Below are 25174 nucleotides of genomic sequence, written 5' to 3'. Positions count from 1 at the left end.
CCTTCCTGGGCGGTCGATCCGCTCCGAACATCCGACGACGCAGCCCGCCAGAATGTGAGGGAAGCGCTCACATTCTCGCGGGCTGCGGTGTCGACGTGGGTGAAGGAGGAGCGGATGCCCGAGGTGGACGTGCTCGAGAGCGAGCGACGGAGCCTGCTCGCGCTGGCGTATCGCATGCTCGGCACGGTGGCCGACGCCGAGGACGCCGTGCAGGAGACCTATGTGCGCTGGTACCGGCTGACCGAGCCCGAGCGAGACGCCATCGCCAACCCGGGAGCGTGGCTCACGCGGGTGGCGAGCCGGGTCTGCCTCGACATGCTCGGTTCGGCCCGCGCCCGCCGTGAGCGGTACGTGGGGGAATGGCTCCCCGAGCCGGTCCCGGGGCAGTCGGAGATCGCGGCATCCGTCACCCGCGACCCGCTGGACCGTGTGACGCTCGACGACTCGGTGTCCACCGCGCTGCTCGTCGTGCTCGAATCCCTCACCCCGGCCGAGCGGGTGGCATTCGTGCTGCACGACGTGTTCGGCGTGCCGTTCGCCGAGATCGCCGCGGCGGTGGGACGGACACCGGATGCCGCGCGCCAGCTCGCCTCGCAGGCCCGCCGCCGCGTGCGCGAACGCCGTGCCGGAGCGGCGACGCGCGAGCAGCACGACGCCGTCGCGCGGGCATTCGCCGCCGCCACGGCCACCGGCGACCTCGCGGCCCTCGTCGCCGTGCTCGATCCGGACGTGGTCCTCACGGCCGACGGCGGCGGCCGCGTGTCGGCAGCGCGCCGGCCGGTGTTCGGCGCCGACCGGGTCGCCCGGTTCCTCCTGGGCCTGCCGCACCTGCTGCCGTCGGCTCAGGTCCAGCCGACGATGACGGGCGACGGACTGGCGTTCCTCGTCACGGTCGACGGACAGGCGGACGCCGTGATCTCCCTCGCGGTCTCGGGGGAGCGCGTCACGAACGTCTACATCGTGCGGAACCCTGACAAGCTCACCCTCTGGCGGGGTTAGCGTGGAAGCATGGCGACCCCCTTCGATTCCCTCGACGACTTCATCGCGCTTCCCCGGGTAGAGGCGCTCGCGCTGTCCCCCGACGCCGCGACGGCCGTTCTGACCGTCGCGGCCCTCAAGAAGGACGGGACCGGTTACGAGCGGTCGCTGTGGAGCGTCCCGGCGACAGGAGGCGGCGCTCCCCGGCGTCTCACGCGCTCGGCGAAGGGGGAGACCGGCGCGGCGTTCACCCCGAACGGCGACCTCCTGTTCGTCTCGGCGCGCCCCGACATCGACGGCGACGCCGACGACGAGTCCGGTCAGCTGTGGCTCCTGCCCGCAGCAGGCGGCGAGGCCCGCCCCGTGACACGGCTGTCGGGAGGCGTCGACGGCATCGCGGCGACGGCCGAGGCATCCGATCGCGTGGTGCTCACCGCTTCGTTCCTGCCCGCGGCCGACACGATCGAAGCCGACGCCGCGCTTCGTGCGCGGCGCAAGGAGAAGAAGGTCTCGGCGATCCTCCACGAGACGTACCCGGTGCGGTTCTGGGACCATGACCTCGGTCCGGCCGAGCTGCACCTCCTGGCCCTCGACACGGACGCGCTGGATGACACGCTCGCGGCCGTCGCTGCGGAGTCGGAAGCAGAGGATGAGAGTCGAGCGGATGCCGCGGCCGACGCCGCCGGTGCGACGGCCGCCGCTGAGGACGACTCCGACGAGAAGCCGTACCCCGCCACGCTCCCGCGACCACGCGACCTCACGCCGAAGCCCGGACGGTCCGTCGACCATGTCGCTGCGGCGCTGACGCCCGACGGCGCGACCCTCTTCGCCTCGATCGAGCACCGCGAGCAGCGTGGCGGCCGGCGCACGATCGTCGCGATCGACACGGCGACCGGCGGTCGGACGACCCTGTTCGACGAGGTGGACGTCGATTTCGAGATGCCCGCCGTCAGCCACGACGGCGCCCGCATCGCGTTCCTGCGCACCCTCAAGAGCACCCCGGCCGCGCCCACCGATCACGAGGTCTGGATCGCCAACACGGACGGCACCGACGCGCGTCGCATCGCCGCCGCGTGGGATCGCTGGGCCTCGTCGCTGCAGTTCGACGCCGACGACACTGCGCTCATCGCGACGGCAGACGACAACGGGCGGGGGCCCGTCTTCCGGCTTCCGCTCGATGGGGGAACGCCGCAGCGGCTGACCGACGACGACTTCACCTATGCCAACGTCGTCGTCGCACGCGGCACCGGAGACCTCGTCGCCCTCCGCTCGTCGTGGGTCGTCCCCCCGCATCCGGTGCACATCGCGCGGGATGGCTCGATCACCCCGATCGCGACGCCGGCGCCGTCACCGGCAGCCCCGGGCTCGATCACCGAGGTGGAGACCACGGCGGAGGACGGCGCTCGCGTGCGCGGCTGGCTTCTCCTGCCGGAGGGCGCGTCGGCCGAGGCACCGGCCCCGCTGCTGCTGTGGATCCACGGCGGGCCGCTCAGCAGCTGGAACGCGTGGAGCTGGCGGTGGGCTCCGCTGCTCGCGGTCGCCCGCGGCTACGCGGTGCTGCTCCCCGATCCCGCCCTGTCGACCGGTTACGGCCTGGACTTCATCGCGCGCGGCTGGAACAGCTGGGGCGGCAAGCCCTACACCGATCTGCTGTCGATCACGGACGCGGTGGAGCAGCGCGCCGACATCGACGAGTCCCGGACGGCCGCGATGGGCGGATCCTTCGGCGGCTACATGGCCAACTGGATCGCCGGGCACACCGACCGGTTCCGCGCGATCGTCACCCACGCGAGCCTGTGGGCGCTCGACCAGTTCGCCGGCACGACGGACAGCTCCGAGTACTGGCAGCGGATCTTCACGCTCGATGCGATGACGGAGCACTCTCCGCATCAGTTCGTGCGCGACATCCGCTCGCCCCTGCTCGTCATCCACGGCGACAAGGACTACCGGGTTCCGATCGGCGAAGGCCTGCGACTGTGGTCGGAGCTCGCCGAACACCACGCCGACGGAGACGGCCGGATGCCCCATCGCTTCCTGTACTTCCCCGACGAGAACCACTGGATCCTCAAGCCCCAGCACGCGGTCATCTGGTACGAGACGGTCTTCGCGTTCCTCGCCGAGCACGTGCTCGGCGAGACGCCGACCCGACCGGAGCTGCTCGGATAGGGCTGCCGCGCCGGCGGCACCCCACCGGCGGCACCGCACCGGCGGCACCGCACCGGCGGCACAACAATGCGGCACCGCACCGTGCCGCCCCACCGTGTCGCCCCACCGTGGCACTGCACTGTTGCACCGTGCCCGGGCGGCCGTGTCCGGGCCCTGGTCACCGTGCCCGGGGACGGTCAGCCCTCGTGGCGGATCTCGCAGTCGCTCCCCGGCGAGAGGATCGTCTCGTGGCCGTCGTCGTATCGCACGACGAGAAGCGGGTTGTCGCCCTCGCCGCGGACCTCGACGACCTCGCCGGCACGCTCGGCGGCGCCCACGATCCGTCCGTGGATGATGACGCGATCCCCGACGTTCGCTCGCATGCGGATCACCTCCTGGCGCACACGATACGACGCGCGAGCCGGCCGCGGTAGACGGATGCCGCTACAGCTGCGCTCCGTTGTCGTCGCGATTCTCCAGGCCGACGTTGCGACCGCGCCACGACTCGTACGCGATGAGCCAGCCGATCGAGACGGCGAACGCGAGGAAGAGGCCTACGAGCAGCTGGCCCCAGATCAGGCCGAACACGATACCGAGCGTGAAGATGAGGGCCGTGCCGAAGGCCCAGCCCGAGTGGCCGCGCGTCCAGCGTTTGCGAGGTGTGGTCATGCGCACAGCCTAGGGCGAGCCTGACCGCGGACTGTGCACGCTCATCCTTGCGCGGCGTTGAGCGCGATCATCCAGTCGATCCCGAACCGATCGGTCAGCATGCCGAAGCGGCCGCCCCACGGCGGGGTGTCGAACGGCATGACGATCGTGCCGCCGTCGGCGAGCCCGTTCCAGTAGCGATCGAGCGCTGCCTCATCGTCTCCGCTGACCGACACCGAGATGCCCGCCGGCGCGCGGTACTCCATTCGACCGGGGGTGTCGGCGCCCATCAGCACGAAGCCCTCGGGCGTCGTGAGCTGCGCGTGCATCACCAGGTCGCTCTCGGACGGATCGTCGACCATGCCCTCGAACTGCCCGAACGTCGAGATGTCGAGGTCGCCGCCGAAGACGCCCTGGTAGAAGGTCATCGCATCGCGGGCGTTGGTCCTGAACGAGAGGTAGGGGTTGAGGCTGGGCATGGTGCACTCCAGGAGGGGATGGAATCGGATGCCGCGCCCGGCCGCGTGGCATTTCCCAGTGTGTCCCCGACCTCCGACACTCTCACGACGCCGGGGCGTCGTCTGCGTGGGGTCCAGCCGCCGCCCACGCGACCGCATCGTCGATCGCCGAGACGGCGAAGATGCGCACGTCACCGGGAAGGAGGAAGGACAGGCCGTGCACGATCTCGCCGATGATCCCGTGGTCGGTGACCAGTGCGATGCGTCCCCAGACGCTCGCAGGCTTCCCCTCCAGCTTGACGTCCTGCCACATCGCGCCGAGCGAATAGCGCTCGAACTCGTCGCCGAGGACGAAGACGAGGTTCACCTTGCGGCCGGCCTCGACGGCGGCTTCGATCGCAGGATCGAGGACGCTCTCGTAATCGGAGGCCTCGACCGCGCCGACGGCGCGGAATCCGAGGACGTCGTCGGGCAGTCCGTGCATCGTCTCGATCATGCGCTCATCCTGGCGTGCCGCGGGGCGCCCGCGCCACTAACACGCGGTGCGGCACGACCTGAGCCCGAGCCAGACGCCGGCCGAGGCATCCGTCCCCGGCGTCACGAAGTTCGCAGAATCGCGCGAAACTCGCAGAAATGTGGCGGATGAATGCGGATTCGCGGTGATTCTGCGCGTCTCGCGAGCCCATCCCGCGAGCCCATCCCGCGAGCCCGCAGCGGCGACGACAGCTGAGGGTCACACCGCGCGGCGCGTGACGCAGCGGGCGGTGCACAGAGGGTCGGCCGCCGAGGCGGCGCGCGGAGTGCGCGCGGCTCGCTCGCCGGTCAGCGGTCGCGGTGATCCTCGGGATGCAGACGCGGCGCGCGGCGCGGCTCGCGCACGCCGCTCGCGGAGAGGAGCCGGATGACGCGCTGCCGCTGACCCGCCCACGGCGCGAGCAGCCGAAGCATCCCGTCGTCGTCCACGCGCTCGCCGGTGAGGGCGTATCCGACTTCGTGGGCGAGGTGGAAGTCTCCCACGCTCACCGCGTCGGGGTCGCCGAGGGCGCGGATGCGGGTCTCGGCCGACGTCCACGGGCCGATCCCGGGCTGGCTGACCAGGATGCGGTCGACCGCCTCGCCGTCCTCTGCGGCGAGCACGGCCCGCACGATCGACTCGCCGCGTCGCGCTGCGCGGACCACGGTCTTCGACTGCGGCGGCTCGAGTCCCGCGCGATGCCAGGCCCACGACGGCACCTGCTGCCACGCGTCGATCGCCGGCGGGGCGAACATCGGGCGCGGCGTCGGCCCGGGTGCGCGTTCGCCGAACCACGTGACGATGCGGCGCCACGCCGCGAAAGCCTGCATGCCCGTGACCTTCTGCTCGAAGATCGCGCACGCGAGCGCGTCGAAGACCAGTCCCGTGCGCGCCAGCCTCAGGCCGGGATTGCGCCGGTGGGCTTCGGCGATGAGCGGATGCCTCGACCCGTCGAACGACGAGGGATCATCGCCTGCCCCGCACAGGCCGGGGAGCTGCGCGAGCGCCCACTCGCGCCCCGGCCCCCACGCCGCCCCTCGGATGACCCCCGGGTGCGTCTCGCGGATCGCGAGCGTGGCGACGCCTTCGGGCGTGCGGCTCACCCGCCAGATGACCGACCCGGACACGGTCATGGTGGGGTCGGCGGCGCCGCGGCGCAGGAACAGCAGCGTGCGCGGGAGGTCGAGCGGATGCCGCGGACGATACTCCGTCTCGAGCGGGCGACCGGGGTCGGGCCGCGGGTCGCGGGCCGCCGCCGCCGTCAGGCGGCGGGGCGGGGCGACGGAGGACATGCCTCGACGATACGCCTCGACCGCCGACATCCGACCCCCGTCATCGCCGCACGGGCCGCAAACCGCGATTGACTGGATACGGCAGAGCGCCGAGCTCCCGCGAGGAGGAGAAGAGCATGACCGTCAAGACAGCCCTCATCACCGGTGCATCCTCGGGTATCGGTGAGGCCACCGCCCGGAGGCTGCGATCCCTGGGGTACGTGGTGTACGGCGCGGCCCGCCGCGTCGATCGGATGAGCCAGCTCGAGGCGGAGGGGATACGGACGGTCGCGATGGACGTGACCGACGACGAGTCGATGCGCGCGGCCGTCGATCGGATCCTGGATGAGACCGGGCGCATCGACGTCCTCGTGAACAACGCCGGCTACGGCTCGTACGGCGCGCTCGAGGACATCGCCATCGAGGAGGGCCGCCGCCAGTTCGACGTCAACGTCTTCGGAGCAGTGCGCCTGGCGCAGCTCGTGCTCCCCCACATGCGGCAGCGGCGATCGGGAACCATCGTCAACATCTCGTCGATGGGCGGCCGCATCTACACGCCCCTCGGCGGCTGGTATCACGGCACGAAGTTCGCACTCGAGGCCCTGAGCGACTGCCTGCGCATGGAGGTGAAGCCGTTCGGCATCGATGTCGTGATCGTCGAGCCCGGGAGCATCGCGACGGAGTGGGGGAGCATCGCAGCCGACAACGTCCTCGCGACGTCCGGGAGCGGGCCGTACGCCCCGCAGGCGGCAGCGGTGTCGAATCTGCTGCGGGCCGAGTCGGGCAGCAGTCGCACCTCCCCGCCCTCGGTCGTCGCCGATGCCATCGCGAAGGCCGTGAGCGCCCGCAGGCCCAAGACGCGCTACGTCGTCGGCTTCGCGGCTCGCCCGCTCATCACTCTGCGCGCGCTGCTGCCGGATCGGGCGTTCGACGGCCTCATCGCGCGCGCAGCCGGCATCCCTCGCCGGGCGCGGGGCGGCTGACACCGCACGCGTGCAGCGTCCCCCGTGTTCGTCTGCACGAAGCGACGCCCGGCCGGAGGCGGAGGGTCGATTCCGCGCGACGACGTGCGGGCGCGCGCCGGCCCAGGTCAGAAGCGGTCGGGCGACGGGGTGCCGTGGCCGTAGCGGATGACGACGTCGGCGTGGCGGTCGAAACGGTAGCCGACACCGCGCACCGTGCGGACGATGTCCTCGTAGCGCCCGAGCTTCGCGCGCAGGCGCCTGACGTGGACGTCGATGGTGCGCTCGCCCGGGGCCTCCTCTTCGGTGGCGCCCTGCCAGAGCGACGTCACGAGCTCGGTCCGCTCGATCGTGCGTCCCTCGCGCAGCACGAGGTACTGCAGCAGCTCGAACTCCTTGAAGGTGAACGCGGCCGACTCGCCGTCGATCAGGACGCGCTTGCGGGAGATGTCGACGACGACCCCGCCGCCGGCGCGGTCCTCGTCCTCGGGCTCCTCCTGCTTCGTGCGCGCGATCGCCGACGGCTCGTGCAGCGCGAGGCGGACGACGTCGACGTCACGCCCGCCGGAGCCGACGGGGGCGAGGGCGACGGTCGCGTACGTCTCGGCGTCGGGTGCCAGCTCGCCGAGGGTGCGGCGCAGCGCTTCGACGAGCACGCCGAGGCTGACACCGGATGCCGCGGCCTTGGCCTCGTCGATGCCGACGTACAGTGCGAAACCGCGCGGTGCGGTGCCGGGGGGCAGGTTGCGCTGGGCCGGGGCAGCCGGAGCCTCAGCGGGAGCGGGCGTCTCAACCGTCGGCACGGGACGGGTGACGGCGCGGAGGTGGCGGACCGGCGCGGTGGCGGCGGGACGGTCGAGGAGAGCGGTGGTCGACATGATGATGGTCCTTGCGGGAGGGAGCTCCTGCCGGATGACGGCCAGAGGGGAGCTCGGATGTGCTGATGCCCGATGGGGCGGTGCCCTTCGTCGGGCGATGTGCGAGGCATCCGGGTGCGCGTGATCGACGCACGAAACCGGTGCTTCGGGGGACTCGCCAGGCCGTTGTCTCAGAAGCGGCGTGCGGGTCCGGCGGGGTCACCGTGCTAGTGGCACATTCGACAACACATGACAACGCGGCCGGCCATCATCATGCCGGCAGCTCCGTTCGCCTCCCAGGCGGACAGGTAGCGTGCGTTGTCAGTCATGTGGCCGATTATGACGGAGTGCGTCCCAATGCGTCAAATCGCCCTGGCGCGGCATCCGGATCATGACGAAATGTGACACTTTGCTCAGTCTCGTCCGGCAGAGGCTCAGGCTGCTCGATCGGAGGATATGTCGGAGATTCCGACAAATCTCTTGCGCGGGGCATCCGGATGTGCATAACATGCCTGTCGAAGCGTTTCCGCGAAGCGTTTCGACAGGGAACTTCCGACAGACGACGAGGTCGATGTGGCGAACATCAACGAGGTGGCCGAAGCCGCCGGGGTGTCCATCAGCACGGTGTCGTACGCGCTGAGCGGAAAGCGCCCCGTCGCCGCCGATACACGGCGGCGCATCGAGGCGGCGGTCCGCGAACTCGGGTACAGCCCCAACGCGGGTGCCCGCATGCTGGCCGGTTCGCGCACCCAGATCTTCGCGCTGACCGAGCCGCTGCGGAAGGACACGCACGCTCCGACGCACATGGCGTTCGTGCTCGCGACCGCCGTGGCCGCCCGCCGGCACGACTACGACATCCTGCTGCTGACGGACGAGCAGGCGCAGGCCGGCATGAGCCGGGTCGCGGCGAACGGTCTCGTCGACGCGATCCTCGTGCTCGACGTGGCGCCCGATGACGCGCGCGTCGGGCTCGCCCGGCAGATCGCGACGCCGACCGTCTTCATCGGGATCCCCGACGACAACGACGGGCTCATCTGCGTCGACCTCGACTTCGAGGCGGCCGCCGCCTGGGCGGTCGACCTCCTGGCGGACGCGGGGCACACGTCGATCGGACTGGTCGGCCAGACGGAGACGGCGTACGTCAAGTCGAACTTCCCGCCCCGCGTGCGCGCGAGCGTGCTGGCGCGCAGTGCCGATCGGGGGGTCGCCGCTGCGTACGGCACGACCGGCTCGAAGCACGCGAACCGTCAGGCGGCGCGCCGAACCACGGCCGACCTGCTCGACGCCGGAGCGACGGCGCTCGTGCTGCACTGCGCGGACGAGGCGCACGCCGCGGTGCTCGCCGAGCTCTCCTCGCGAGGGCTGCGCGTCCCCGAGGACATCTCGCTGATCTCCGTCGGCGCATCCTTCGACACCTCGGCGCTTCCCGTGCGGATCGACTCGATCCCGCTGATCCCCGAAGCATCGTGCGACCTCGCCGTGGAGCTCGCGCTCCAGACGCTCGGCACCGACGCCCCAGAACCCGGTGTGCGCCTGATCGCGCCCACCTACTCCGCTCAGGGCTCGATCGCGAGCCCCCGATCGTCGGAGGCCGCGGCGCACTGAGCGCCGAGGCATCCGATCTGCGCTTCATGCCCCGAATCGAAGCGCTTCGATAACCGAATCCGAACACCCCGACCAACGCAGGTCACCACGAAAGGAGTGCCACCGATGGCACGAATCACACGCAAGAACGCCCGTCGCGGCCTCGCCGCGGTCGGCGCCCTCACCGTCGGGGCCATCGCGCTGGCCGGCTGCGCGGGCGGCTCCTCCGACCAGGGCGACGGCGACACCCTGAAGCTGTGGCACTACGAGGGTGCCGACAGCGCGATGGGCAAGGCCTGGGCCGAGGCGATCGAGGTCTTCGAAGAGGAGACCGGCGCGACCGTCGAGTTCGAGGAGAAGTCATTCGAGCAGATCCAGAAGACCGCGAGCCAGGTGCTCGACACGGATGCCGCGCCCGACCTCATGGAGTTCAACAAGGGCAACGCGACCGCGGGCTTCCTCGCGTCGACCGGCCTCATCTCCGACATCGGCGAGGCCGTCGACGAGTACGGCTGGGCGGACAAGCTGGCGCCGTCGCTGCAGACCACCGCCAAGTACTCCGAGGACGGGGTCATGGGCGGCGACACCTGGTACGGCATCCCGAACTACGGCGAGTTCGTCGGCGTCTACTACAACCTCGATGCCTTCGAGGCGGCGGGGCTCGAGGTCCCCACGACCTACGACGAGTTCATCGATGTGCTGGATGCGTTCGTCGCGCAGGGCATCACCCCGCTCGCCGAAGCCGGAGCCGAGTACCCGCTCGGCCAGCTCTGGTACCAGCTCGCGCTCTCGCAGGCGGACCGTCAGTTCGTGAACGACTACCAGCTCTACGAGAACCCCGTGGACTGGCAGGGCGACGAGGTCACCTACGCGACCGAGACGCTCCAGGAGTACGTCGACAAGGGCTACATCGCCTCCGATGTGTCGTCGGTGAAGGCCGAGGACGCCGGTGTCTCGTGGATCAACGGCACCGCGCCGATCTTCGTCTCGGGCTCCTGGTGGTTCGGTCGCTTCGTCGCCGAGGCGACCGGCTTCGAGTGGACGATGACTGCGTTCCCCGAGAGCGACCTCTCGCTGGGCTCGTCGGGCAACCTGTGGGTCGTCCCCGAGAACGCGGCCAACAAGGAGCTCGCGTACGAGTTCATCGACATCACGATGCGCCCCGAGATCCAGGCCATCATCGGCAACAACGGCGGCGTCCCCGTCGCGGCCGACCCCGCCGACATCACCGATGAGAAGAGCCAGCTCCTGATCGAGACGTTCAACGGCATCCTCGACGCCGACGGCCTCTCGTTCTACCCCGACTGGCCCGCCCCCGGCTTCTACGACGTGATCGTGCGCGAGCTCCAGGGCCTCGTGACCGGAACGCAGGATGCGCAGGCGACCAACGCGAACCTCGGCGCAGAGTACGAAGAAGGAACAGCGGACTTCCGCTGACCGATTCGCGGGGGCGGCGCAGCCGTGCCGCCCCCGCACCCCACGGGAGTCGAACATGTCTGTCATGACCCGCGCCGAACGCGGCGCCGCCACGAAACCGCCACGCGAAGAGCCGGCGATCCCGCAGGGACGATCCGGGACAGCCGGGTACTGGCTGTACCTCCTGCCCGGATTCGTCCTGCTGCTGGTGATCATCGTGATCCCGCTCGTGTTCAACGTGTACCTCACGTTCACGAAGTGGCGAGGGGTGCGCGAGCCCGAGTTCATCGGCCTCGACAACTGGGTGAAGATCTTCAGCGACGAGGACTTCTGGACCTCGTTCGCCAACTCGGTCTGGATGATCGTGGCGATGGTCGTCATCCCGACCATCCTCGGCCTGATCATCGCCGCCCTGCTGTTCGACGTCGTCGGCCGCAAGTTCGGCGGCAAGGTCGGCAGCTTCCTGCGCGCCACCTACTACCTCCCGCAGATCCTCCCGATCGCGGTCGCGGGCATCGTGATCGGCTGGCTCTTCCGCCCCGGGGCGACCGGCGCGATCAACCAGATGCTCGGCGTCTTCGGCATCCCGCCGTACGACTGGCTCGGCCAGATGCCCTCGGCGCTGCTCGTGCTCATGGCGGTGCTGGTGTGGGTGCAGATCGGCTACCCGATCGTCGTGTTCATGGCCGCGCTGCAGCGGGTGGATCCGGAACTGTACGAGGCCGCCGAACTCGACGGCGCGAACTGGTTCCAGCGGTTCGGCGCCATCACCCTCAGCATCATCCGGCCCGAGGTCTTCGTCGTCACCCTCACGTGCACGATCGCGGCGCTCAAGGTGTTCGGCCCCGTGTACGTGATCACGCAGGGCGGCCCCGCCGGGGCGACCCTGGTGCCCGCGTACTACGCCTACACGGAGTTCTTCACCAAGCGGAACGTCGGGTACGGCGCGACCATCGCCACCGTGCTGACGATCCTCGTCGTGATCGTCTCGATCATCTTCATCCGGGTGCAGAACTCGCTCGAGCGCAAGGAAAGGGCGGGTCTGTGATGGCCGCGACCACTGCCATCGTCACGTCGGGAAAGGTGCGCACGCGCCCGCGGGGCGGCATGACCAAGAAGCGTCCCCTGGACTGGCTGCTGCTCGTCGGTGTCGTCCTCGGAGCGCTCGTCGTGATGGTGCCCTTCTATCTGATCCTGGTGAACGCCTTCAAGTCGCCCATCGACTACGCGACCTCGGGTCCGTTCGCGCTCCCGCAGGTCATCGACCTCAGCGGCATCCAGAACTTCTGGGACCGGGTGAACTTCCCGCAGAAGGTGTGGAACTCGATCTTCATCTCGGGCATCGTCGCGGTGCTCGCGGTGCTCATCTCGGTGCTCAACGCGTTCGCGATCGGCATCGGCCGCGTCCGGGGGCGCACCTGGATCGTGCTGCTGTTCCTGCTGGCGAACCTCCTGCCTCAGGAGGCGCTCCTCTACCCGCTGTACTACATGTTCAAGTCCGTCGGCCTGTACGACAACGTGTGGTCGGTCATCATCGTGTTCACGGTGGTGCAGGCGGCGTTCGGCACGTACCTCCTGGCGTCGGTGTACGGCACCTTCCCCAAGGAGGTCCTCGAGGCGGCCGCCCTCGACGGGGCCACCCGCTGGCAGATCCTGTGGCGCGTGGTCTTCCCGATCAGTCGTCCGACACTGTCGGTGCTGCTCATCTTCTTCTTCATCTGGACGTGGAACGAGTTCCTCATCCCGCTGACGTTCCTGGCTTCCAACGCCAATCAGACGGTGCCGGTCGCGATCAGCGTCCTGCAGGGCGACCGCCTCATGGACGTCACGACGACCGCGGGATCCGCGCTGCTCGGCGTCATCCCCACGCTCGTCTTCTTCCTCATCTTCCAGCGCACCCTCACGCGAGGCATCACGGCAGGAGCAGTCAAGTAATGAAGTTCACCGACGGGTTCTGGCAGCTCCGTCCCGGAGTCACCGCGCTCTACGCCCAGGAGGCATACGACGTCTGGGAGACGGATGCCACGGCCGACGGCCCCGGCCTGGTCGTGACCGCCCCGACGTCGGTCATCGCCAAGCGCGGCGACACGCTCAACCGCCCGGTGCTCACCGTCACGATCTCCTCACCCCTCGAGGGCGTCGTGCGGGTGCGGATCGCCCACCACGAGGGCGGAGCGTGGCATGGCGGGTTCGGCCTGCCCGGGGCCATCGAAGGCGGTGCGGGCGCGGCATCCGTCGACCGTGAAGGAGGAAGCCTGACGACCGGGAGGCTCACGGCGCGCGTCGCGCACGGCGCACCGTGGTCACTGTCGTTCGAGCACGAGGACCGTGTCCTCACCCGCAGCGGGCACAAGGCACAGGGGTACGTGCGCCTCGCGCCCCATGCGCAGGTCGACACGGGAGTGGTCGGCAACGCACGCGGCGAATCGCCGGCCCCGCAGGAGCGCGTGTTCGTGCACGAGCAGCTCGACCTCGGCGTCGGCGAGGTCGTCTACGGTCTCGGCGAGCGCTTCGGACCGGTGGCGAAGAACGGGCAGACCGTCGAGATCTGGAACGCCGACGGCGGCACGTCGAGCGAGCAGGCCTACAAGAGCGTGCCGTTCTATCTGTCGAGCCGCGGGTACGGCGTGCTCGTGAACGATCCCGGCCACGTGTCGTTCGAGGTCGGCTCAGAGGCCGTCGAACGCGTGCAGTTCTCGGTCCCGGGCGAGGTGCTCGAATACTTCGTGATCGACGGCCCGACGCCGAAGGACGTGCTGACCCGCTACACCGCCCTCACCGGCCGGCCGCCCATCGTGCCGGCGTGGTCGTACGGCCTGTGGCTGTCGACGTCGTTCACCACCGACTACGACGAGGCGACCGTCACGTCGTTCATCGACGAGATGGCCGCGCGCGAGCTCCCGGTCTCGGTGTTCCACTTCGACTGCTTCTGGATGCGCGAGTTCAACTGGTGCGACTTCGAATGGGACCCGCGGACGTTCCCCGACCCCGACGGCATGCTGGCCCGGCTGCACGAGAAGGATCTCCGCGTGTCGGTCTGGATCAATCCCTACATCGGTCAGCGCTCGCCGCTCTTCCGCGAGGCCGCCGAGCAGGGCTTCCTCGTGAGGCGGGCCGACGGCTCGGTGTGGCAGTGGGACCTGTGGCAGGCAGGCATGGGACTGGTCGACTTCACCAACCCCGACGCGACCGCCTGGTACCAGGCGCATCTGCGTCGCCTGATCGATCAGGGCGTGGACTGCTTCAAGACCGACTTCGGCGAGCGCATCCCGATCGACGTGGAGTGGGCGGACGGCTCCGACCCGCAGCGCATGCACAACCTGTACACCCGGCTCTACAACGAGGCCGTCCACGCCGTCCTGGTCGAAGCGCGCGGCGAGGGCGAGGCGGTGCTCTTCGCCCGTTCGGCCACCGCCGGTGGTCAGACGATGCCCGTCCACTGGGGCGGCGACTCCACGTCGACGTTCGCGTCGATGGCCGAGACCCTGCGTGGCGGACTCTCCCTCGCCTTCAGCGGATTCGCGTACTGGAGCCACGACATCGGCGGCTTCGAGGGGACGCCCGACGCCGCGGTCTTCAAGCGCTGGACGGCGTTCGGCCTGCTGGGATCGCACTCCCGGTTCCACGGCTCGGGCTCGTACCGCGTGCCGTGGGTCTTCGACGAGGAGGCTGTCGAGGTCACCCGGCGCTTCACCCAGTTGAAGATGCAGCTCATGCCCTACCTGTTCCAGGCGGGAGTGGATGCCGCCGCCACCGGTGTGCCGATCCTCCGGCCCATGCTGCTGGAGTTCCCGGACGACCCGGCGGTGCTGCACCTCGACCGCCAATACATGCTCGGCGCCGACATCCTCGTCGCGCCGGTGTTCTCCGTCGACGGCGAGGTGGACCTCTACCTTCCGGAAGGGGAGTGGACGAGCCTGATCACCGGTGAGACAGTGACCGGCGGACGCTGGCGTCGCGAGACCCATGGCTTCGACAGCCTCCCTCTCTACGCCCGTCCCGGCGCCGTCATCCCGTGGGGCGCCCGGTCGGATCGGCCTGACTACGACTACCTGGACGGTGTGCGGCTGCGGGTCTTCCCCGGCGGGTCCGGACACCGCACCGTGACCGTGACGACGCCCGACGGCCGATCCGAAGACCTGTCCGCCGACCTGTCCGAGGTGACACGATGAGTCAGGTGACCGATTCCGCGACCATCACCGACAGCCCCGACTATCGCGACGCGGGGCTGGTGTTCCCGCCCGGCTTCACATTCGGCTCGGCCACGGCGTCGTACCAGGTGGAAGGCGCGTTCGACGAGGACGGCCGCGGCCCGTCGATCTGGGACACATTCAGCAAGACGCCCGGGAAGGTGTGGAACGGCGACACCGGCGATGTGGCGTGCGACCACTACCACCGTGTCGACGCCGATCTCGACCTCATGAAGGAGCTCGGACTCGGGGCGTATCGCTTCTCGATCGCGTGGCCGCGGATCATGCCCACCGGTACGGGTGCCGTCAACCAGGCGGGTATCGACTTCTACTCGCGTCTGGTCGACGGACTGCTCGAGCGAGGCATCCGTCCCGTCGCCACCCTGTACCACTGGGACCTGCCGCAGGCGCTGGAGGATGCCGGCGGCTGGCCCGCCCGCGCGACCGCCGACGCGTTCGAGCGATACGCCGAGGTCATGGGCGCGGCGATGGGCGACCGCGTGCACACCTGGACGACGCTCAACGAGCCGTGGTGCTCGGCGTACCTGGGCTACGGCCAGGGCGGACATGCGCCCGGTCGCCACGAGCCCGCCGCCGCGCTCGCCGCCGTGCATCACCTGAATCTGGCTCACGGCCGTGCGGTCCAGGCGCTGCGCGCGACGTCGAGCGGCGACCCCGACTACTCGATCACGCTCAACTTCCACGTGCTGCGCGGCGTCGGCGACGGCGCGGCCGAAGCGATGCGACGCATCGACGGCCTCGCGAACCGTGTGTTCACGCATCCCCTGCTCGCCGGTGAGTACCCGGCGGACGTCATCGCCGACACGGCGGCCGTCACCGACTGGTCGTTCGTGCACGACGGTGATCTCGCGGTGATCAACCAGCCGATCGACGTCCTGGGCGTCAACTACTACTCGACGGCCACGGTCCGCCTGTGGGACGGCGTCTCGCCGAAGCAGATGAACGACGGTCACAAGGGTGCGCCCGGCGGAACCGCGTGGCCCGGCAGCGACCAGGTCGTGGAGTTCGTCGAGCAGCCGGGGCCCTACACCGAGATGGGCTGGAACATCGCCCCCGAAGGGCTGGAGGAGCTACTCCTCGGGCTCCACGCCGAGTTCCCCGATCAGCCGCTCATGGTGACCGAGAACGGCGCCGCGTTCGCCGACGAGGTCGCCCCAGACGGGTCGGTGCCCGACCTCGAGCGGCTCGACTACCTGCGTCGCCACTTCACGGCCGCTCACCGGGCGATCGAGCAGGGCGTCGACCTGCGCGGCTACTTCGTGTGGTCGCTCCTGGACAACTTCGAGTGGGGCTACGGGTATGCCAAGCGGTTCGGCATCGTGCGCGTCGACTTCGACACGCTCGAGCGCACCGTGAAGGACAGCGGTCTCTGGTACTCGCGGCTGGCCCGCACGGGAGTCCTCCCGGCCTGAACGCGCGCCGGGATGTCGCTGTGCAGAAGCCGCGACATCCCGACGGCGCGCGTCCCGGCATCCGCGCGCGGTCGTACTCTGTCGAGGTGACTGAGTTGCGCTTCACCCACGAGGCGGATGCCTCGCGCTACACGCTCCATCGTGGCGACGACCTCGTCAGCGTGCTCGACTACCGCGACGACGGCCGCACGGTGGCGATGACGCGGGCGTATACGGTGCCCTCCTTCCGCGGCCACGGTTACGCGGGCGAACTGGTCGACCGTGCCGTCACCGAGCTCGAGCGATCCGGCGGGCGCCGCGTGGTGCCCGTGTGCTGGTACGTCGCGGACTGGTTCACGGCCCACCCGGGCCGCGGCGAGATCCTCGCCGACCGCCGCTCGGCCTGACCGGCCCCGAAGGGGGACTGGTCCGGCAGGGTCGGATGCCGCGGCGAGCGGTGCCGCTCCGCTTCTGTCAAGCCCCTCTCGGACCACCAGGATCGCGGCCAGGCTGGAAGCCGACGAGAGGAGCGATCCATGGACCGCGACTTGCCAGACGGCGTCATCGACGCCGATCCGCCCGGCGGCTGGGATGGCGTCGGAGACGACGAGACCGCCGCTCGCAACCAGGAGGCGGTCGACGCCGACCAGTTGCTCACCGGCGCCCCGCTGCGGCCCGACGACCCCATCGAGGGTGAGATCGCGCGCCAGAGCGCCGATCCGGATCTCGCAGCCGACACCGACCGAGGCGAAGAGGAGCCGTGATGGCCACGAACGAGAACCAGCGACCCGACGATCCGCAGCGCGAGGACGTCCCGGCGCCCGGCGCGCCCGAGCCCAGCCACCAGGCCGTCGGCATCGGCGTCACGAACGTCTTCGATGCGGGCGACCACCATGGGCAGGACGGGGGTCGCGACACCGTGACGGCAGGACAGGCCCAGCGCACTCCCGGCGGCCTCGGATCAGAGCAGGAGCAGCGGCTTCCTGCGATGTCGCAGAATGACGCGTCGGCGATCGACAAGGTTTCGGGCATCGTCGCGCAGACTCGACAGGATGTCGGCACCGAATCCGTCGACCGGATCGCCGAGGTGCTGTCGCAGCGCTTCGAGCAGTCGGGCATCGATCTGCCCGAACACGAAGTGCGCGAGCTCGCTCAGCAGATCGCGACCGGCGATTCGTCGTCGCCGCAGCAGCCCTGACGCACCGACGCGATGCCGCCGAGGCGATGCCGCCGACTCACGGGTCGGCGGCATCGTCGCGTCAGGCGACCGCGCAGGCGGTGGTGGTGCAGACCTCGGGCGTGCTGAGGCGCGCTCCGATCGGTCGTGCCCACGTGGCCGGCTGCGGCTGCGGGCGGGCGGCGACCTGCGCGGCACGCGCGTCTTCGAGTGCGGCATGGCGAGCGCGGATCGCGACGAGGATCGCCTGGTCGCGATCGCGCGACCAGGTGTCGTGGCGGTACTGGTGTTCGGCGGCGGTGACGAGCGAGAGCATTGCTTCCTCCGTTGGTTCCGATAGTCAGAACGTACGCCGGGCCTCCGACATTGCCGCTTCCGCGGCAGGTGGCAGGAATCCTGCGCGAGCAGGCAGTGTTAGCGGTCGCCCGCGAACTCTCGGATCAGAGCGGCGGCGGGCGCGGCATCCCGGATCATCGTCTCGTGCCCGTGGTCGGGCACCTCGCTGTACCGCGCGTCGGGCATGGCCGCGACGATGCGCAGGCACCACTGCCTCGTCGCCACGAGGTCGTCCTCGCCGCGCAGCACCAGCGTCGGAGCCGCCACGCGCGGGAGCACGTCCTCCGGCCGGTGGGCCAGCATCGCCTGGAACTTCGCGCCGAGGCGAGGACCCGCCCGCACGTACTCGCGGGCGCCGCGCGCGATCACCCGAGGGCTCTCCACGGCGATGTCGCGCAGCAGGCGCGCGAACTGGCGGGGCGCCGTGCGGGCGGCAGGATCCACGGTCGGTCCGACCAGCACGAGCTTCGCCACGGTGCCCGGATGCCTCGCCCCCAGCTCGAGGGCGACCTGCGCGCCCATCGAATGACCGATCACCACCGCGGGCTCGCGCACGCTCTCCGTCAGGAACCTCGCGACCAGGTCGGCGGTCCGCTCCATCGTGAGCACCCGCTCCGGCTCGGGCGCCTCTCCGTACCCGGGCAGATCGATCGCCACCACCTCGCCCGACCCGTCCAGGTGGGCGACCAGGTCGGCGAAGACGCTCCGGCCCATCCCGATCCCGTGGATCAGCACGTACGTCGGGGTCCCAGACCCGCGTCGGTCGGCGACCAGGGTCGCGCCGGCGAACGTGAAGCGTCGAGCAGGGGCCACACCCGAAGCGTAGGCGACGAACCCGCTCAGGCCGCGCCGGGCTCGTCGCGCAGGCCGACGCGATCGGGGATGTCGAACTGCACGCGGCGCAGCCACTCCGGCTCGGGCCACGGGCGCGACGCCGGCAGGGAGCGCAGGCGGGCGCGGAGGGCGGAGTCGGATGCCTCGACCGGCAGCACGCGCGACGGCGCCCGGTGCGCGAGGGCGCCGAGCCACCAGTGCCGCCACGTGCCCTCGATCGACTCCGGGCCGGCGACGAGATAGTAGTCGGGCATGACGGCATCGCCCGCGTCGAACAGGCCGAGCAGGAGGTCGACCTCGAGCTCGAGCGTGCCGAGAGTGGCTCGCTCCTCGTACAGCTCGACCCATGCGGCTGCCACGTGCTCGAGGGGATCGGCATCGTGGACGACGTAGGGGCGGGATGACGCGGCGACCGCGCGAGCGGCGTCGGCGGGATCCGTCGCGCGCAGCGTCAGGGCGGCGATCGCGGGAAACCGGGAGAGGCCGCTCAGGAGCTCTTCGCTGTCGGCTCCGACGAGGGCCACGACGGTCGAGTGAGGTGCGGGATCCGGTGAGGGCGCCATATTCCACGATACGTCCGCTGCGGCCCCCGCGGAACGAGGCGCGGCGGAACGAGGCATCCGCTCAGCTGGTCTCGAGAACGACCGTCGCGAGGTCGGGCCCGAACGTGTACCGCGCGTCCACGCTGCCGCCGCGGAGCACACCGGGGAGCCACCGCACGGCGTCGTCCCACATGCGCGCGTACGGCACGTCGGCGAGCGCGTACCAGCGCGGCGTGATCTCGTCGGTCTGCACCGGCTCGCCGCGCCATCGGCGCACGACGAACACCGTGGAGCGCTGCGACCACGCGGGGCGGGTCGGGAAGTGGTAGTCCACGACGCCGGCGCGGACGAGGTCGGATGCCTCGACCGCGACGCCGATCTCCTCGAACACCTCGCGCACCGCCGCCTGCGCCGGCGTCTCGCCGGTGTCGAGCTTTCCCCCGATCCCGACCACCTTGCCCTGGCCGAGACCCGTGCGCTTGTCGCCGAGGAGCACCTCCAGGCCGTCGGCGCCGGAGCGCAGCAGGTACACCACGCACACCTCGGGTAGGGGCATGCCCGCAGGATACGCCGCGCCGACCGTCATGCCGGCGAGGCTCCCCGTCGACCGATCGCGGCCTGCCTCGGCCGCGATGTCGGCGCGCGAACGTACGGTGGCTGCATGCGCATCCTGCATACCTCGGACTGGCACATCGGGCGGTCGTTCCACGGCCACGCCACGCTCGATGCGCTGCGCGGCGTGCTCGACGCGCTGATCGGCCAGGTGCGCGAGAACGCCGTCGACGTCGTGATCGTCGCCGGCGACGTCTTCGACTCGGCCGCTCCTGCCGCCGCCTGCTACGGCGTGCTCACCGATGCGCTGCGCGGGCTCTCCGACACCGGGGCGACCGTGATCGTCACGAGCGGCAACCACGACTCGGCGGCGCGCCTCGGCTTCCAGGCGGCGCTTCTGCGCGACGGCATCCACGTAGTGACCGACCCGCTGTCGGTCGGCGCGCCGGTCACGGTGACCGATGAGCACGGACCGGTCCACCTCTACGGCATCCCGTTCCTCGAGCCTGCCCTGGTCCGCCACCTGTGGCCCGAGGCCGATCTCCGCTCCCAGCGCGCGACGATCGAGCACGCGATGGCGCTCGTGCGCGCCGATGCCGCGGAGCGAGGGGGGCGCTCGGTGGCGATCGCGCACTGCTTCGCCGCGGGTGTGGACGCCACGCCGGGCGTCGAGCGCGAGATCCGCCAGGGCAGCCTCGACGTGGTGCCGATCGCGGCCTTCGACGGGCCCGACTACGTCGCCCTCGGTCACATCCACGGGCGGCAGCAGCTGTCCGAGCGCGTGCGGTACGCGGGGGCTCCGCTGCACTACAGCTTCGGCGAGGCCGACAAGCCCCGCGGATCCTGGCTGGTCGATCTCGACGCCGACGGGCTGGCATCGGTCGAGTGGCTCGACCTGCCGATCCCGCGGCGCCTCGTGACGATCCGCGGATCGCTGGACGACCTGCTCTCCTCGGCGGAGTTCGCCGGCGCCGAGGGCGCCTGGGTGTGCGCGCAGTACACCGACGCGACCCCGCAGTCCGACCCGATGCGGCGGCTCCACGCGCGCTACCCGTTCTGCGCGACGGTCGTTCACACGCCGGAGGGCGCGCGCGGCGACGACGGGCTCACCTATTCGACGCGCGTGCGCCGCGCGCGGTCGGATGCCGAGCTCGTCGATGCCTTCCTCGCGCACGTGCGCGAGGGGGAGGGGGCCTCGGCGCGCGAAGCCGAGGTGATCCGCGACGTCATCGGCGAACACACGCTCGCGGAGGTCTCGGCGTGAGGCTCCACCGCCTCGAGCTCGCCGGGTTCGGGCCGTTCCGAGAGCCGCAGGTCGTCGACTTCGACGCGTTCGCCGGAGACGGCATCTTCCTCATCGCCGGGCGCACCGGCGCCGGCAAGTCGAGCGTGCTCGACGGAGTGACGTTCGCCCTCTACGGCGGTGTGCCGCGCTACGACGGATCCGACCGCCGTCTGCGCAGCGACCATTGCGCACCCGACGATCCCACGCGGGTCTCGGTGGAATTCAGCGCCGCGGGCAGGCGGTGGCGAGTGACGAGGTCGCCCGAGTACGAGCGGCCGAAGCAGCGCGGCACCGGCATGACGACGGAGCCGCACCGCGCGCAGCTCGACGAGCTCGTCGACGGTGAGTGGATAGGGCGGGCTGCCCGTCCGGTGGATGTGGCACGCGAGCTCGACGAGGTGCTGGGCCTCAGCCAGCAGCAGTTCCTGCAGGTGATCCTCCTCGCGCAGAACCGCTTCGCCGAGTTCCTGCTGGCGAAGAACGACGAACGTCAGCGGCTGCTCCGGCGCCTGTTCGGCACCCGCACCTACGAGGGATACCAGGCGGCACTCGAGCAGCGCCGGAAGGATGCCGAGCACGCCCTCGCAACCGCCGGCGACGGGGTGGAGCTGCTGCTCGGCGAGGTCGACCGGCTCCTGGCGTCCGACGAGCTGGGCGGGACGGAACCTCGGGCGAGGGATCTGCCCGCGCGCCTCGACGAGGCCCGCCTCGGGATGCAGCGTGCGGCGTACCGCGCAGAGACCCTCGTGCGGGATCGCGTCGATGCCGATGCCGCCCACCGGTCCGCCGAGAAGGTCCACGCGCAGACGAAGGCGCTGCGCGAGAAGCAGGAGCAGCGCGCGCGCTCGCGGACCGCGCTCGCGGCACTCGAGGCTGCGGGGCCCCGGATCTCGGTCGAGCGCGGGGAACTCGAACAGGCCGTTGCGGCGGAGGCCCTGCGCGGTCCCATCGAGACGGCCGCCGACGCGCGCCGCGCCGCAGAGCGCGCCCGCTCAGACGTCGAGGCCCGCCGCGCGCAGTGGCGCGCGGCCCTCGGCCCCGGCGACGAGTGGGCGGATGCCTCGGCCTCCGACCTCGTCGCGATCGTCGATCAGCTCACCGGCGAGCTGGCGGTGTGGGAGACCGCCGAGTCGGCCGAGCGAGAGCTCGAGCGCGACGAACACGAGCTCGCCGCGACGCGGGCCAAGGTCGCCGAGTTCGAAGAGCTGCTGGTCGCCCTCGACACGGTGCTCTCGACATTCCCGGCTCGTGCGGCCGAGCTCGACGAGGCGATCGCCGCCGCGCAGCACATCGCCGGTGAGCTGGCATCGGCGACGCAGCGGCGCGACGCCCTCCGGACCCGCCTCGAGGCGGCGACGGAGGCCGAACGTCTCGAGCCCGCGACCCGCGCGGCCGAGGCGGACTATCTGCAGGCGAGCGCACGTCTCGACGAGGCGCGCGCGGCCGTGACCACTCTCCTTCGCCGACGGCTCGCCGGACATGCCGGTGAGCTGGCGGCTGCGCTCGTCGACGGCGAGGCCTGCGCGGTGTGCGGGGCGACCGAGCACCCGGCGCCGGCGCCGGCGACCGACGATCACGTCGGCGACGAGCAGATCGCGGCAGCCGAATCGGCGCGGGACGAGCTGGCGGCGCGGGAGGCCGACGCAGCCCGGGTCGCGCGCGCCGCGCGCGAGGCTCTCACGGCAGCGGCGGCAAAAGCAGGAGGAGACACGGCCGGGCACCTCGCGGCGGTGCTCGCCGACCTGGAGTCCGCCGTCGCTTCCGCGACCGAGGCCGGCCACCGGCGTGATGCGCTGGCGGGCGAGCGCGAGAACCTCGCAGCCGCCGAGGAGGACGCCCGCCGCGAACGCGACGCGCTCGCGACCGACCTCGCGGCCCAGCGCGAGACGCTGGCCGGTCTCGCCGCGCAGACGGCCGCGGCGAGGAAGGTCGTCGACGCGGCGCGCGGGGACTTCGCGTCGGTCGCCGTGCGGATTGCGCGGGGAAGCGACGTGCGCCGCCTCGCCGTCGCGCTCAGCGACGCCCTCTCGGCCGCGGAGGCCGCCGAGGCGGCCGCCGCGCGCGCTGAGCGAGACCGCGACGCGCGGGTCGAGGCATCCGATCTGGCTGGCGTGGCGGAGGCGCTCGCGGCGCTTCGAACGAACGAGGAGCGCACGCAGCTCGAGGCGCGCATCCGGGAGCACGAGGTGTCACTGCGCGCAGAGCGAGACCGGCTGCGGGACCTCGAGCTGGATCTCGCGGGCGAACCCGAGGAGCTGGTCGACCTCGACGCGACGGCGGCGGCGCTCGCCGATGCACGCGAGCGGTGGAGCGCCGCGGTCGACCGTGCCGCGCAGGCGAGCCAGACGTCGCAGCGACTGGCGGACCTCGTCGAGCGCGCGCAGAGGGCGCACGACGGCATCGCCGAGCTCGCCGCTGATCATGCCGTCATCTTCCGGCTGGCGAACACCGTGGCCGGGCGGGCGCCCAACACGCATCGGATGACTCTCGAGTCGTTCGTGCTCGCCGCGGAACTCGAGGAGATCGTCGAGGCGGCCAACCTGCGGCTGTCGGACATGTCGTCGGGTCGCTACCGCCTGCAGCACAGCGATGCTCTCGCCGCTCGTGGCGCGGCCTCTGGCCTCGGCCTCGAGATCATGGACGCGCACACCGGGATGCCCCGACCGGCGCAGTCGCTGTCGGGCGGCGAGACGTTCCTCGCCTCGCTCGCCCTTGCTCTCGGGCTCGCCGAAGTCGTCACCGCCCGAGCGGGCGGCGTGCGCCTGGACACGCTCTTCATCGACGAAGGCTTCGGCTCGCTCGATGACGAGACGCTCGAGCTGGCGATGCGCACTCTCGACGAGCTGCGGCAGGGCGGACGCGCGGTGGGCGTCATCAGCCACGTCGCCGCGATGAAGGAGCAGCTGCCCGCGCAGCTTCTCGTCGAGGCGAACGCGCAGGGGCCGAGCACGATCCGGCAGGCGGCCTTCGCGATCGCGTCGCCGCCCATTGCCGCTGCCGAGGGGCAGGAGTAGGGTCTCGGCCAAGATCCGTTCTGGGGGGAACCGATCGTGCCCGACCGCCGGTGCGTCCGGCCGCGGCTGCGCGCCGCGCCCACTCCATCCACGACGTCGTTACGGAGTCTTCACATGCGCATCTCTGTCCGGGCGCGTCGCGCGCTCGCCACCCTCGCGGCCTCGGCCCTCATCGCCTCAGGTGCGGTGCTGGCGGCACCGGCCGCTCACGCCGCCCCGCTCCCACCCGACAACGTCACGGTGATGGCGGCGCTGGGCGACTCGATCACGCAGGCTTCCATGACCTGCAGTGCGCTCACGAGCTGCCCGACGAACAGCTGGGCGACGGGTACGACGACGTCGGTCAACTCCCATCTCTTGCGACTGCGGGCGACCGCGGCTCCCGACTCGCTGGCGGGATACAACTTCGCCGTCGCGGGTGCCGCCTCGGCCGCGCTCAGCACGCAGGCGAGCAACGCCATGGCCCGGGCGCCGCAGTACGTCACGATCGAGATCGGCGCCAACGACGCCTGCACGCGGACCGTGTCGGCGATGACGCCGACGACAACCTTCCGAACGAATGTGCAAGCGGCGTTCTCGACGCTGACGGCGACGGCTGCTCCGCCGCAGATCTTCGTCGCGAGCATCCCGAACCTGCAGCGCATGTACGACCTCAACAAGTCGAGCTTCAGTGCCCGGTTCACCTGGAGCCTGCTCGGGATCTGTCAGTCGATGCTGGCGAACCCGACGAGCACGAAGGCTGCGGACGTGCAGCGGCGTGCGGCCGTGCAGCAGCGCGTCAACGAGTACAACGCGGTGCTCGCCGAGGTCTGCGCGGCCTACGCGACGTGCCGATGGGACGGTGGAGCGGTCGCGAACTACCTCTTCGTGAAGTCCGACATCTCGACGCGGGACTACTTCCACCCGTCGCTGTCGGGTCAGGCCACGCTGGCGAACGTCACGTGGCCGCGGACCCCGTGGGCCTCATAGGCCGCACGGCGGAACGCGCGCCGACGACAT

General features: G+C 70.9%; 25 protein-coding genes. 15 read left to right on the top strand and 10 right to left on the bottom strand.

Features of this window, described 5'->3' with window-relative positions; genetic code table 11:
* Nucleotides 1-114: 114 nt before the first annotated feature.
* Nucleotides 115-999 (top strand): RNA polymerase sigma factor SigJ, encoded by an 885-nt coding sequence (sigJ, locus tag HF323_RS07460; RefSeq protein WP_169581926.1) that lies wholly within the window; start codon nucleotides 115-117, stop codon nucleotides 997-999.
* Nucleotides 1000-1008: 9 nt separating this feature from the next.
* Nucleotides 1009-3144, top strand: coding sequence for an alpha/beta fold hydrolase (locus tag HF323_RS07455; RefSeq protein ID WP_169581925.1), 2136 nt, complete (start codon nucleotides 1009-1011; stop codon nucleotides 3142-3144).
* 176 nt (nucleotides 3145-3320) lie between these two features.
* Here HF323_RS07455 and HF323_RS07450 read toward each other — a convergent pair whose 3' ends face one another.
* The 5 genes from HF323_RS07450 to HF323_RS07430 all read right to left on the bottom strand — a co-directional run bounded on the left by HF323_RS07450 (nucleotide 3321) and on the right by HF323_RS07430 (nucleotide 6035).
* On the bottom strand, nucleotides 3321-3506 hold the full coding sequence (locus HF323_RS07450; protein ID WP_169581924.1) for a DUF1918 domain-containing protein: 186 nt from the start codon (nucleotides 3504-3506) through the stop codon (nucleotides 3321-3323).
* 61 nt (nucleotides 3507-3567) lie between these two features.
* On the bottom strand, nucleotides 3568-3792 hold the full coding sequence (locus tag HF323_RS07445) for a hypothetical protein (RefSeq protein WP_169581923.1): 225 nt from the start codon (nucleotides 3790-3792) through the stop codon (nucleotides 3568-3570).
* A 41-nt stretch (nucleotides 3793-3833) separates the two neighbouring features.
* Nucleotides 3834-4250, bottom strand: coding sequence for a VOC family protein (locus HF323_RS07440; RefSeq protein ID WP_169581922.1), 417 nt, complete (start codon nucleotides 4248-4250; stop codon nucleotides 3834-3836).
* Between the two features lie 82 nt (nucleotides 4251-4332).
* Nucleotides 4333-4725 (bottom strand): STAS/SEC14 domain-containing protein, encoded by a 393-nt coding sequence (locus HF323_RS07435; RefSeq protein ID WP_169581921.1) that lies wholly within the window; start codon nucleotides 4723-4725, stop codon nucleotides 4333-4335.
* Between the two features lie 326 nt (nucleotides 4726-5051).
* Nucleotides 5052-6035 (bottom strand): DNA-3-methyladenine glycosylase 2 family protein, encoded by a 984-nt coding sequence (locus HF323_RS07430; protein ID WP_188241663.1) that lies wholly within the window; start codon nucleotides 6033-6035, stop codon nucleotides 5052-5054.
* Nucleotides 6036-6151: 116 nt separating this feature from the next.
* On the opposite strand from HF323_RS07430, the gene HF323_RS07425 reads away from it, so the two are divergent.
* Complete coding sequence (locus tag HF323_RS07425) at nucleotides 6152-6997, top strand: oxidoreductase (protein WP_169581920.1); 846 nt, start codon at nucleotides 6152-6154, stop codon at nucleotides 6995-6997.
* 107 nt (nucleotides 6998-7104) lie between these two features.
* Here the strand turns inward: HF323_RS07425 and HF323_RS07420 are convergent, their stop codons facing one another.
* A complete protein-coding gene (locus HF323_RS07420) occupies nucleotides 7105-7854 on the bottom strand; it encodes a winged helix-turn-helix domain-containing protein (RefSeq protein ID WP_169581919.1) in 750 nt (249 codons plus the stop codon).
* Nucleotides 7855-8406: 552 nt separating this feature from the next.
* Here HF323_RS07420 and HF323_RS07415 point away from each other — a divergent pair.
* The 9 genes from HF323_RS07415 to HF323_RS07375 all read left to right on the top strand — a co-directional run bounded on the left by HF323_RS07415 (nucleotide 8407) and on the right by HF323_RS07375 (nucleotide 17633).
* Nucleotides 8407-9438 (top strand): LacI family DNA-binding transcriptional regulator, encoded by a 1032-nt coding sequence (locus tag HF323_RS07415; RefSeq protein ID WP_169581918.1) that lies wholly within the window; start codon nucleotides 8407-8409, stop codon nucleotides 9436-9438.
* Between the two features lie 105 nt (nucleotides 9439-9543).
* Nucleotides 9544-10854: an extracellular solute-binding protein gene (locus tag HF323_RS07410; RefSeq protein WP_169581917.1), complete on the top strand. Its 1311-nt coding sequence runs from the start codon at nucleotides 9544-9546 to the stop codon at nucleotides 10852-10854.
* A gap of 55 nt (nucleotides 10855-10909) precedes the next feature.
* Nucleotides 10910-11881: a sugar ABC transporter permease gene (locus HF323_RS07405; protein WP_169581916.1), complete on the top strand. Its 972-nt coding sequence runs from the start codon at nucleotides 10910-10912 to the stop codon at nucleotides 11879-11881.
* Entirely contained in the window at nucleotides 11881-12768 is an 888-nt protein-coding gene (locus HF323_RS07400) for a carbohydrate ABC transporter permease (protein ID WP_169581915.1), read from the top strand. Before HF323_RS07405 ends, HF323_RS07400 begins: the two co-directional genes overlap by 1 nt.
* Nucleotides 12768-15005 carry an alpha-xylosidase gene (yicI, locus tag HF323_RS07395; RefSeq protein WP_169581914.1) on the top strand — a complete coding sequence of 746 codons (2238 nt, stop codon included), beginning with the start codon at nucleotides 12768-12770 and terminating at the stop codon, nucleotides 15003-15005. The genes HF323_RS07400 and yicI overlap by 1 nt, the downstream gene beginning before the upstream one ends.
* Nucleotides 15002-16456, top strand: a complete 1455-nt coding sequence (locus HF323_RS07390) for a GH1 family beta-glucosidase (RefSeq protein WP_169581913.1) — start codon at nucleotides 15002-15004, stop codon at nucleotides 16454-16456. The genes yicI and HF323_RS07390 overlap by 4 nt, the downstream gene beginning before the upstream one ends.
* 86 nt (nucleotides 16457-16542) lie before the next feature.
* A complete protein-coding gene (locus HF323_RS07385) occupies nucleotides 16543-16842 on the top strand; it encodes a GNAT family N-acetyltransferase (protein ID WP_169581912.1) in 300 nt (99 codons plus the stop codon).
* 129 nt (nucleotides 16843-16971) lie between these two features.
* On the top strand, nucleotides 16972-17199 hold the full coding sequence (locus tag HF323_RS07380) for a hypothetical protein (protein WP_169581911.1): 228 nt from the start codon (nucleotides 16972-16974) through the stop codon (nucleotides 17197-17199).
* Nucleotides 17199-17633, top strand: a complete 435-nt coding sequence (locus HF323_RS07375) for a hypothetical protein (RefSeq protein ID WP_169581910.1) — start codon at nucleotides 17199-17201, stop codon at nucleotides 17631-17633. The genes HF323_RS07380 and HF323_RS07375 overlap by 1 nt, the downstream gene beginning before the upstream one ends.
* A 61-nt stretch (nucleotides 17634-17694) precedes the next feature.
* Here HF323_RS07375 and HF323_RS07370 read toward each other — a convergent pair whose 3' ends face one another.
* The 4 genes from HF323_RS07370 to HF323_RS07355 all read right to left on the bottom strand — a co-directional run bounded on the left by HF323_RS07370 (nucleotide 17695) and on the right by HF323_RS07355 (nucleotide 19880).
* Entirely contained in the window at nucleotides 17695-17928 is a 234-nt protein-coding gene (locus HF323_RS07370) for a hypothetical protein (RefSeq protein WP_169581909.1), read from the bottom strand.
* Between the two features lie 98 nt (nucleotides 17929-18026).
* Nucleotides 18027-18761, bottom strand: coding sequence for an alpha/beta hydrolase (locus HF323_RS07365; protein WP_317451024.1), 735 nt, complete (start codon nucleotides 18759-18761; stop codon nucleotides 18027-18029).
* Between the two features lie 26 nt (nucleotides 18762-18787).
* Nucleotides 18788-19345, bottom strand: coding sequence for a hypothetical protein (locus HF323_RS07360; protein WP_169581908.1), 558 nt, complete (start codon nucleotides 19343-19345; stop codon nucleotides 18788-18790).
* Nucleotides 19346-19406: 61 nt separating this feature from the next.
* Nucleotides 19407-19880: an NUDIX domain-containing protein gene (locus HF323_RS07355; RefSeq protein WP_169581907.1), complete on the bottom strand. Its 474-nt coding sequence runs from the start codon at nucleotides 19878-19880 to the stop codon at nucleotides 19407-19409.
* Nucleotides 19881-19985: 105 nt separating this feature from the next.
* Between HF323_RS07355 and HF323_RS07350 the strand changes: the two genes are divergently transcribed.
* The 3 genes from HF323_RS07350 (at nucleotide 19986) to HF323_RS07340 (ending at nucleotide 25144) form a co-directional block, all read left to right on the top strand.
* Nucleotides 19986-21140, top strand: coding sequence for an exonuclease SbcCD subunit D (locus HF323_RS07350; RefSeq protein WP_169581906.1), 1155 nt, complete (start codon nucleotides 19986-19988; stop codon nucleotides 21138-21140).
* Nucleotides 21137-24175, top strand: coding sequence for an SMC family ATPase (locus HF323_RS15715; protein ID WP_169581905.1), 3039 nt, complete (start codon nucleotides 21137-21139; stop codon nucleotides 24173-24175). The genes HF323_RS07350 and HF323_RS15715 overlap by 4 nt, the downstream gene beginning before the upstream one ends.
* 114 nt (nucleotides 24176-24289) lie before the next feature.
* Nucleotides 24290-25144, top strand: coding sequence for an SGNH/GDSL hydrolase family protein (locus tag HF323_RS07340; RefSeq protein WP_169581904.1), 855 nt, complete (start codon nucleotides 24290-24292; stop codon nucleotides 25142-25144).
* Nucleotides 25145-25174: the final 30 nt, after the last annotated feature.

Origin of the sequence: Microbacterium sp. MF43, assembly GCF_012847295.1 — a bacterium.
Classification (GTDB): Bacteria; Actinomycetota; Actinomycetes; order Actinomycetales; family Microbacteriaceae; genus Microbacterium.
The sequence above is the reverse complement of the archived record's forward strand: the minus strand, read 5'-3'. Positions and strand labels throughout refer to the sequence as shown.

Coding starts and splice junctions, on each gene's coding strand:
- sigJ (WP_169581926.1), top strand. CDS start 115: ATGCCCGAGGTGGACGTGCTCGAGAGCGAGCGACGGAGCCTGCTCGCG.
- HF323_RS07455 (WP_169581925.1), top strand. CDS start 1,009: ATGGCGACCCCCTTCGATTCCCTCGACGACTTCATCGCGCTTCCCCGG.
- HF323_RS07450 (WP_169581924.1), bottom strand. CDS start 3,506: ATGCGAGCGAACGTCGGGGATCGCGTCATCATCCACGGACGGATCGTG.
- HF323_RS07445 (WP_169581923.1), bottom strand. CDS start 3,792: ATGACCACACCTCGCAAACGCTGGACGCGCGGCCACTCGGGCTGGGCC.
- HF323_RS07440 (WP_169581922.1), bottom strand. CDS start 4,250: ATGCCCAGCCTCAACCCCTACCTCTCGTTCAGGACCAACGCCCGCGAT.
- HF323_RS07435 (WP_169581921.1), bottom strand. CDS start 4,725: ATGATCGAGACGATGCACGGACTGCCCGACGACGTCCTCGGATTCCGC.
- HF323_RS07430 (WP_188241663.1), bottom strand. CDS start 6,035: ATGTCCTCCGTCGCCCCGCCCCGCCGCCTGACGGCGGCGGCGGCCCGC.
- HF323_RS07425 (WP_169581920.1), top strand. CDS start 6,152: ATGACCGTCAAGACAGCCCTCATCACCGGTGCATCCTCGGGTATCGGT.
- HF323_RS07420 (WP_169581919.1), bottom strand. CDS start 7,854: ATGTCGACCACCGCTCTCCTCGACCGTCCCGCCGCCACCGCGCCGGTC.
- HF323_RS07410 (WP_169581917.1), top strand. CDS start 9,544: ATGGCACGAATCACACGCAAGAACGCCCGTCGCGGCCTCGCCGCGGTC.
- HF323_RS07405 (WP_169581916.1), top strand. CDS start 10,910: ATGTCTGTCATGACCCGCGCCGAACGCGGCGCCGCCACGAAACCGCCA.
- HF323_RS07400 (WP_169581915.1), top strand. CDS start 11,881: ATGGCCGCGACCACTGCCATCGTCACGTCGGGAAAGGTGCGCACGCGC.
- yicI (WP_169581914.1), top strand. CDS start 12,768: ATGAAGTTCACCGACGGGTTCTGGCAGCTCCGTCCCGGAGTCACCGCG.
- HF323_RS07390 (WP_169581913.1), top strand. CDS start 15,002: ATGAGTCAGGTGACCGATTCCGCGACCATCACCGACAGCCCCGACTAT.
- HF323_RS07380 (WP_169581911.1), top strand. CDS start 16,972: ATGGACCGCGACTTGCCAGACGGCGTCATCGACGCCGATCCGCCCGGC.
- HF323_RS07375 (WP_169581910.1), top strand. CDS start 17,199: ATGGCCACGAACGAGAACCAGCGACCCGACGATCCGCAGCGCGAGGAC.
- HF323_RS07370 (WP_169581909.1), bottom strand. CDS start 17,928: ATGCTCTCGCTCGTCACCGCCGCCGAACACCAGTACCGCCACGACACC.
- HF323_RS07360 (WP_169581908.1), bottom strand. CDS start 19,345: ATGGCGCCCTCACCGGATCCCGCACCTCACTCGACCGTCGTGGCCCTC.
- HF323_RS07355 (WP_169581907.1), bottom strand. CDS start 19,880: ATGCCCCTACCCGAGGTGTGCGTGGTGTACCTGCTGCGCTCCGGCGCC.
- HF323_RS07350 (WP_169581906.1), top strand. CDS start 19,986: ATGCGCATCCTGCATACCTCGGACTGGCACATCGGGCGGTCGTTCCAC.
- HF323_RS07340 (WP_169581904.1), top strand. CDS start 24,290: ATGCGCATCTCTGTCCGGGCGCGTCGCGCGCTCGCCACCCTCGCGGCC.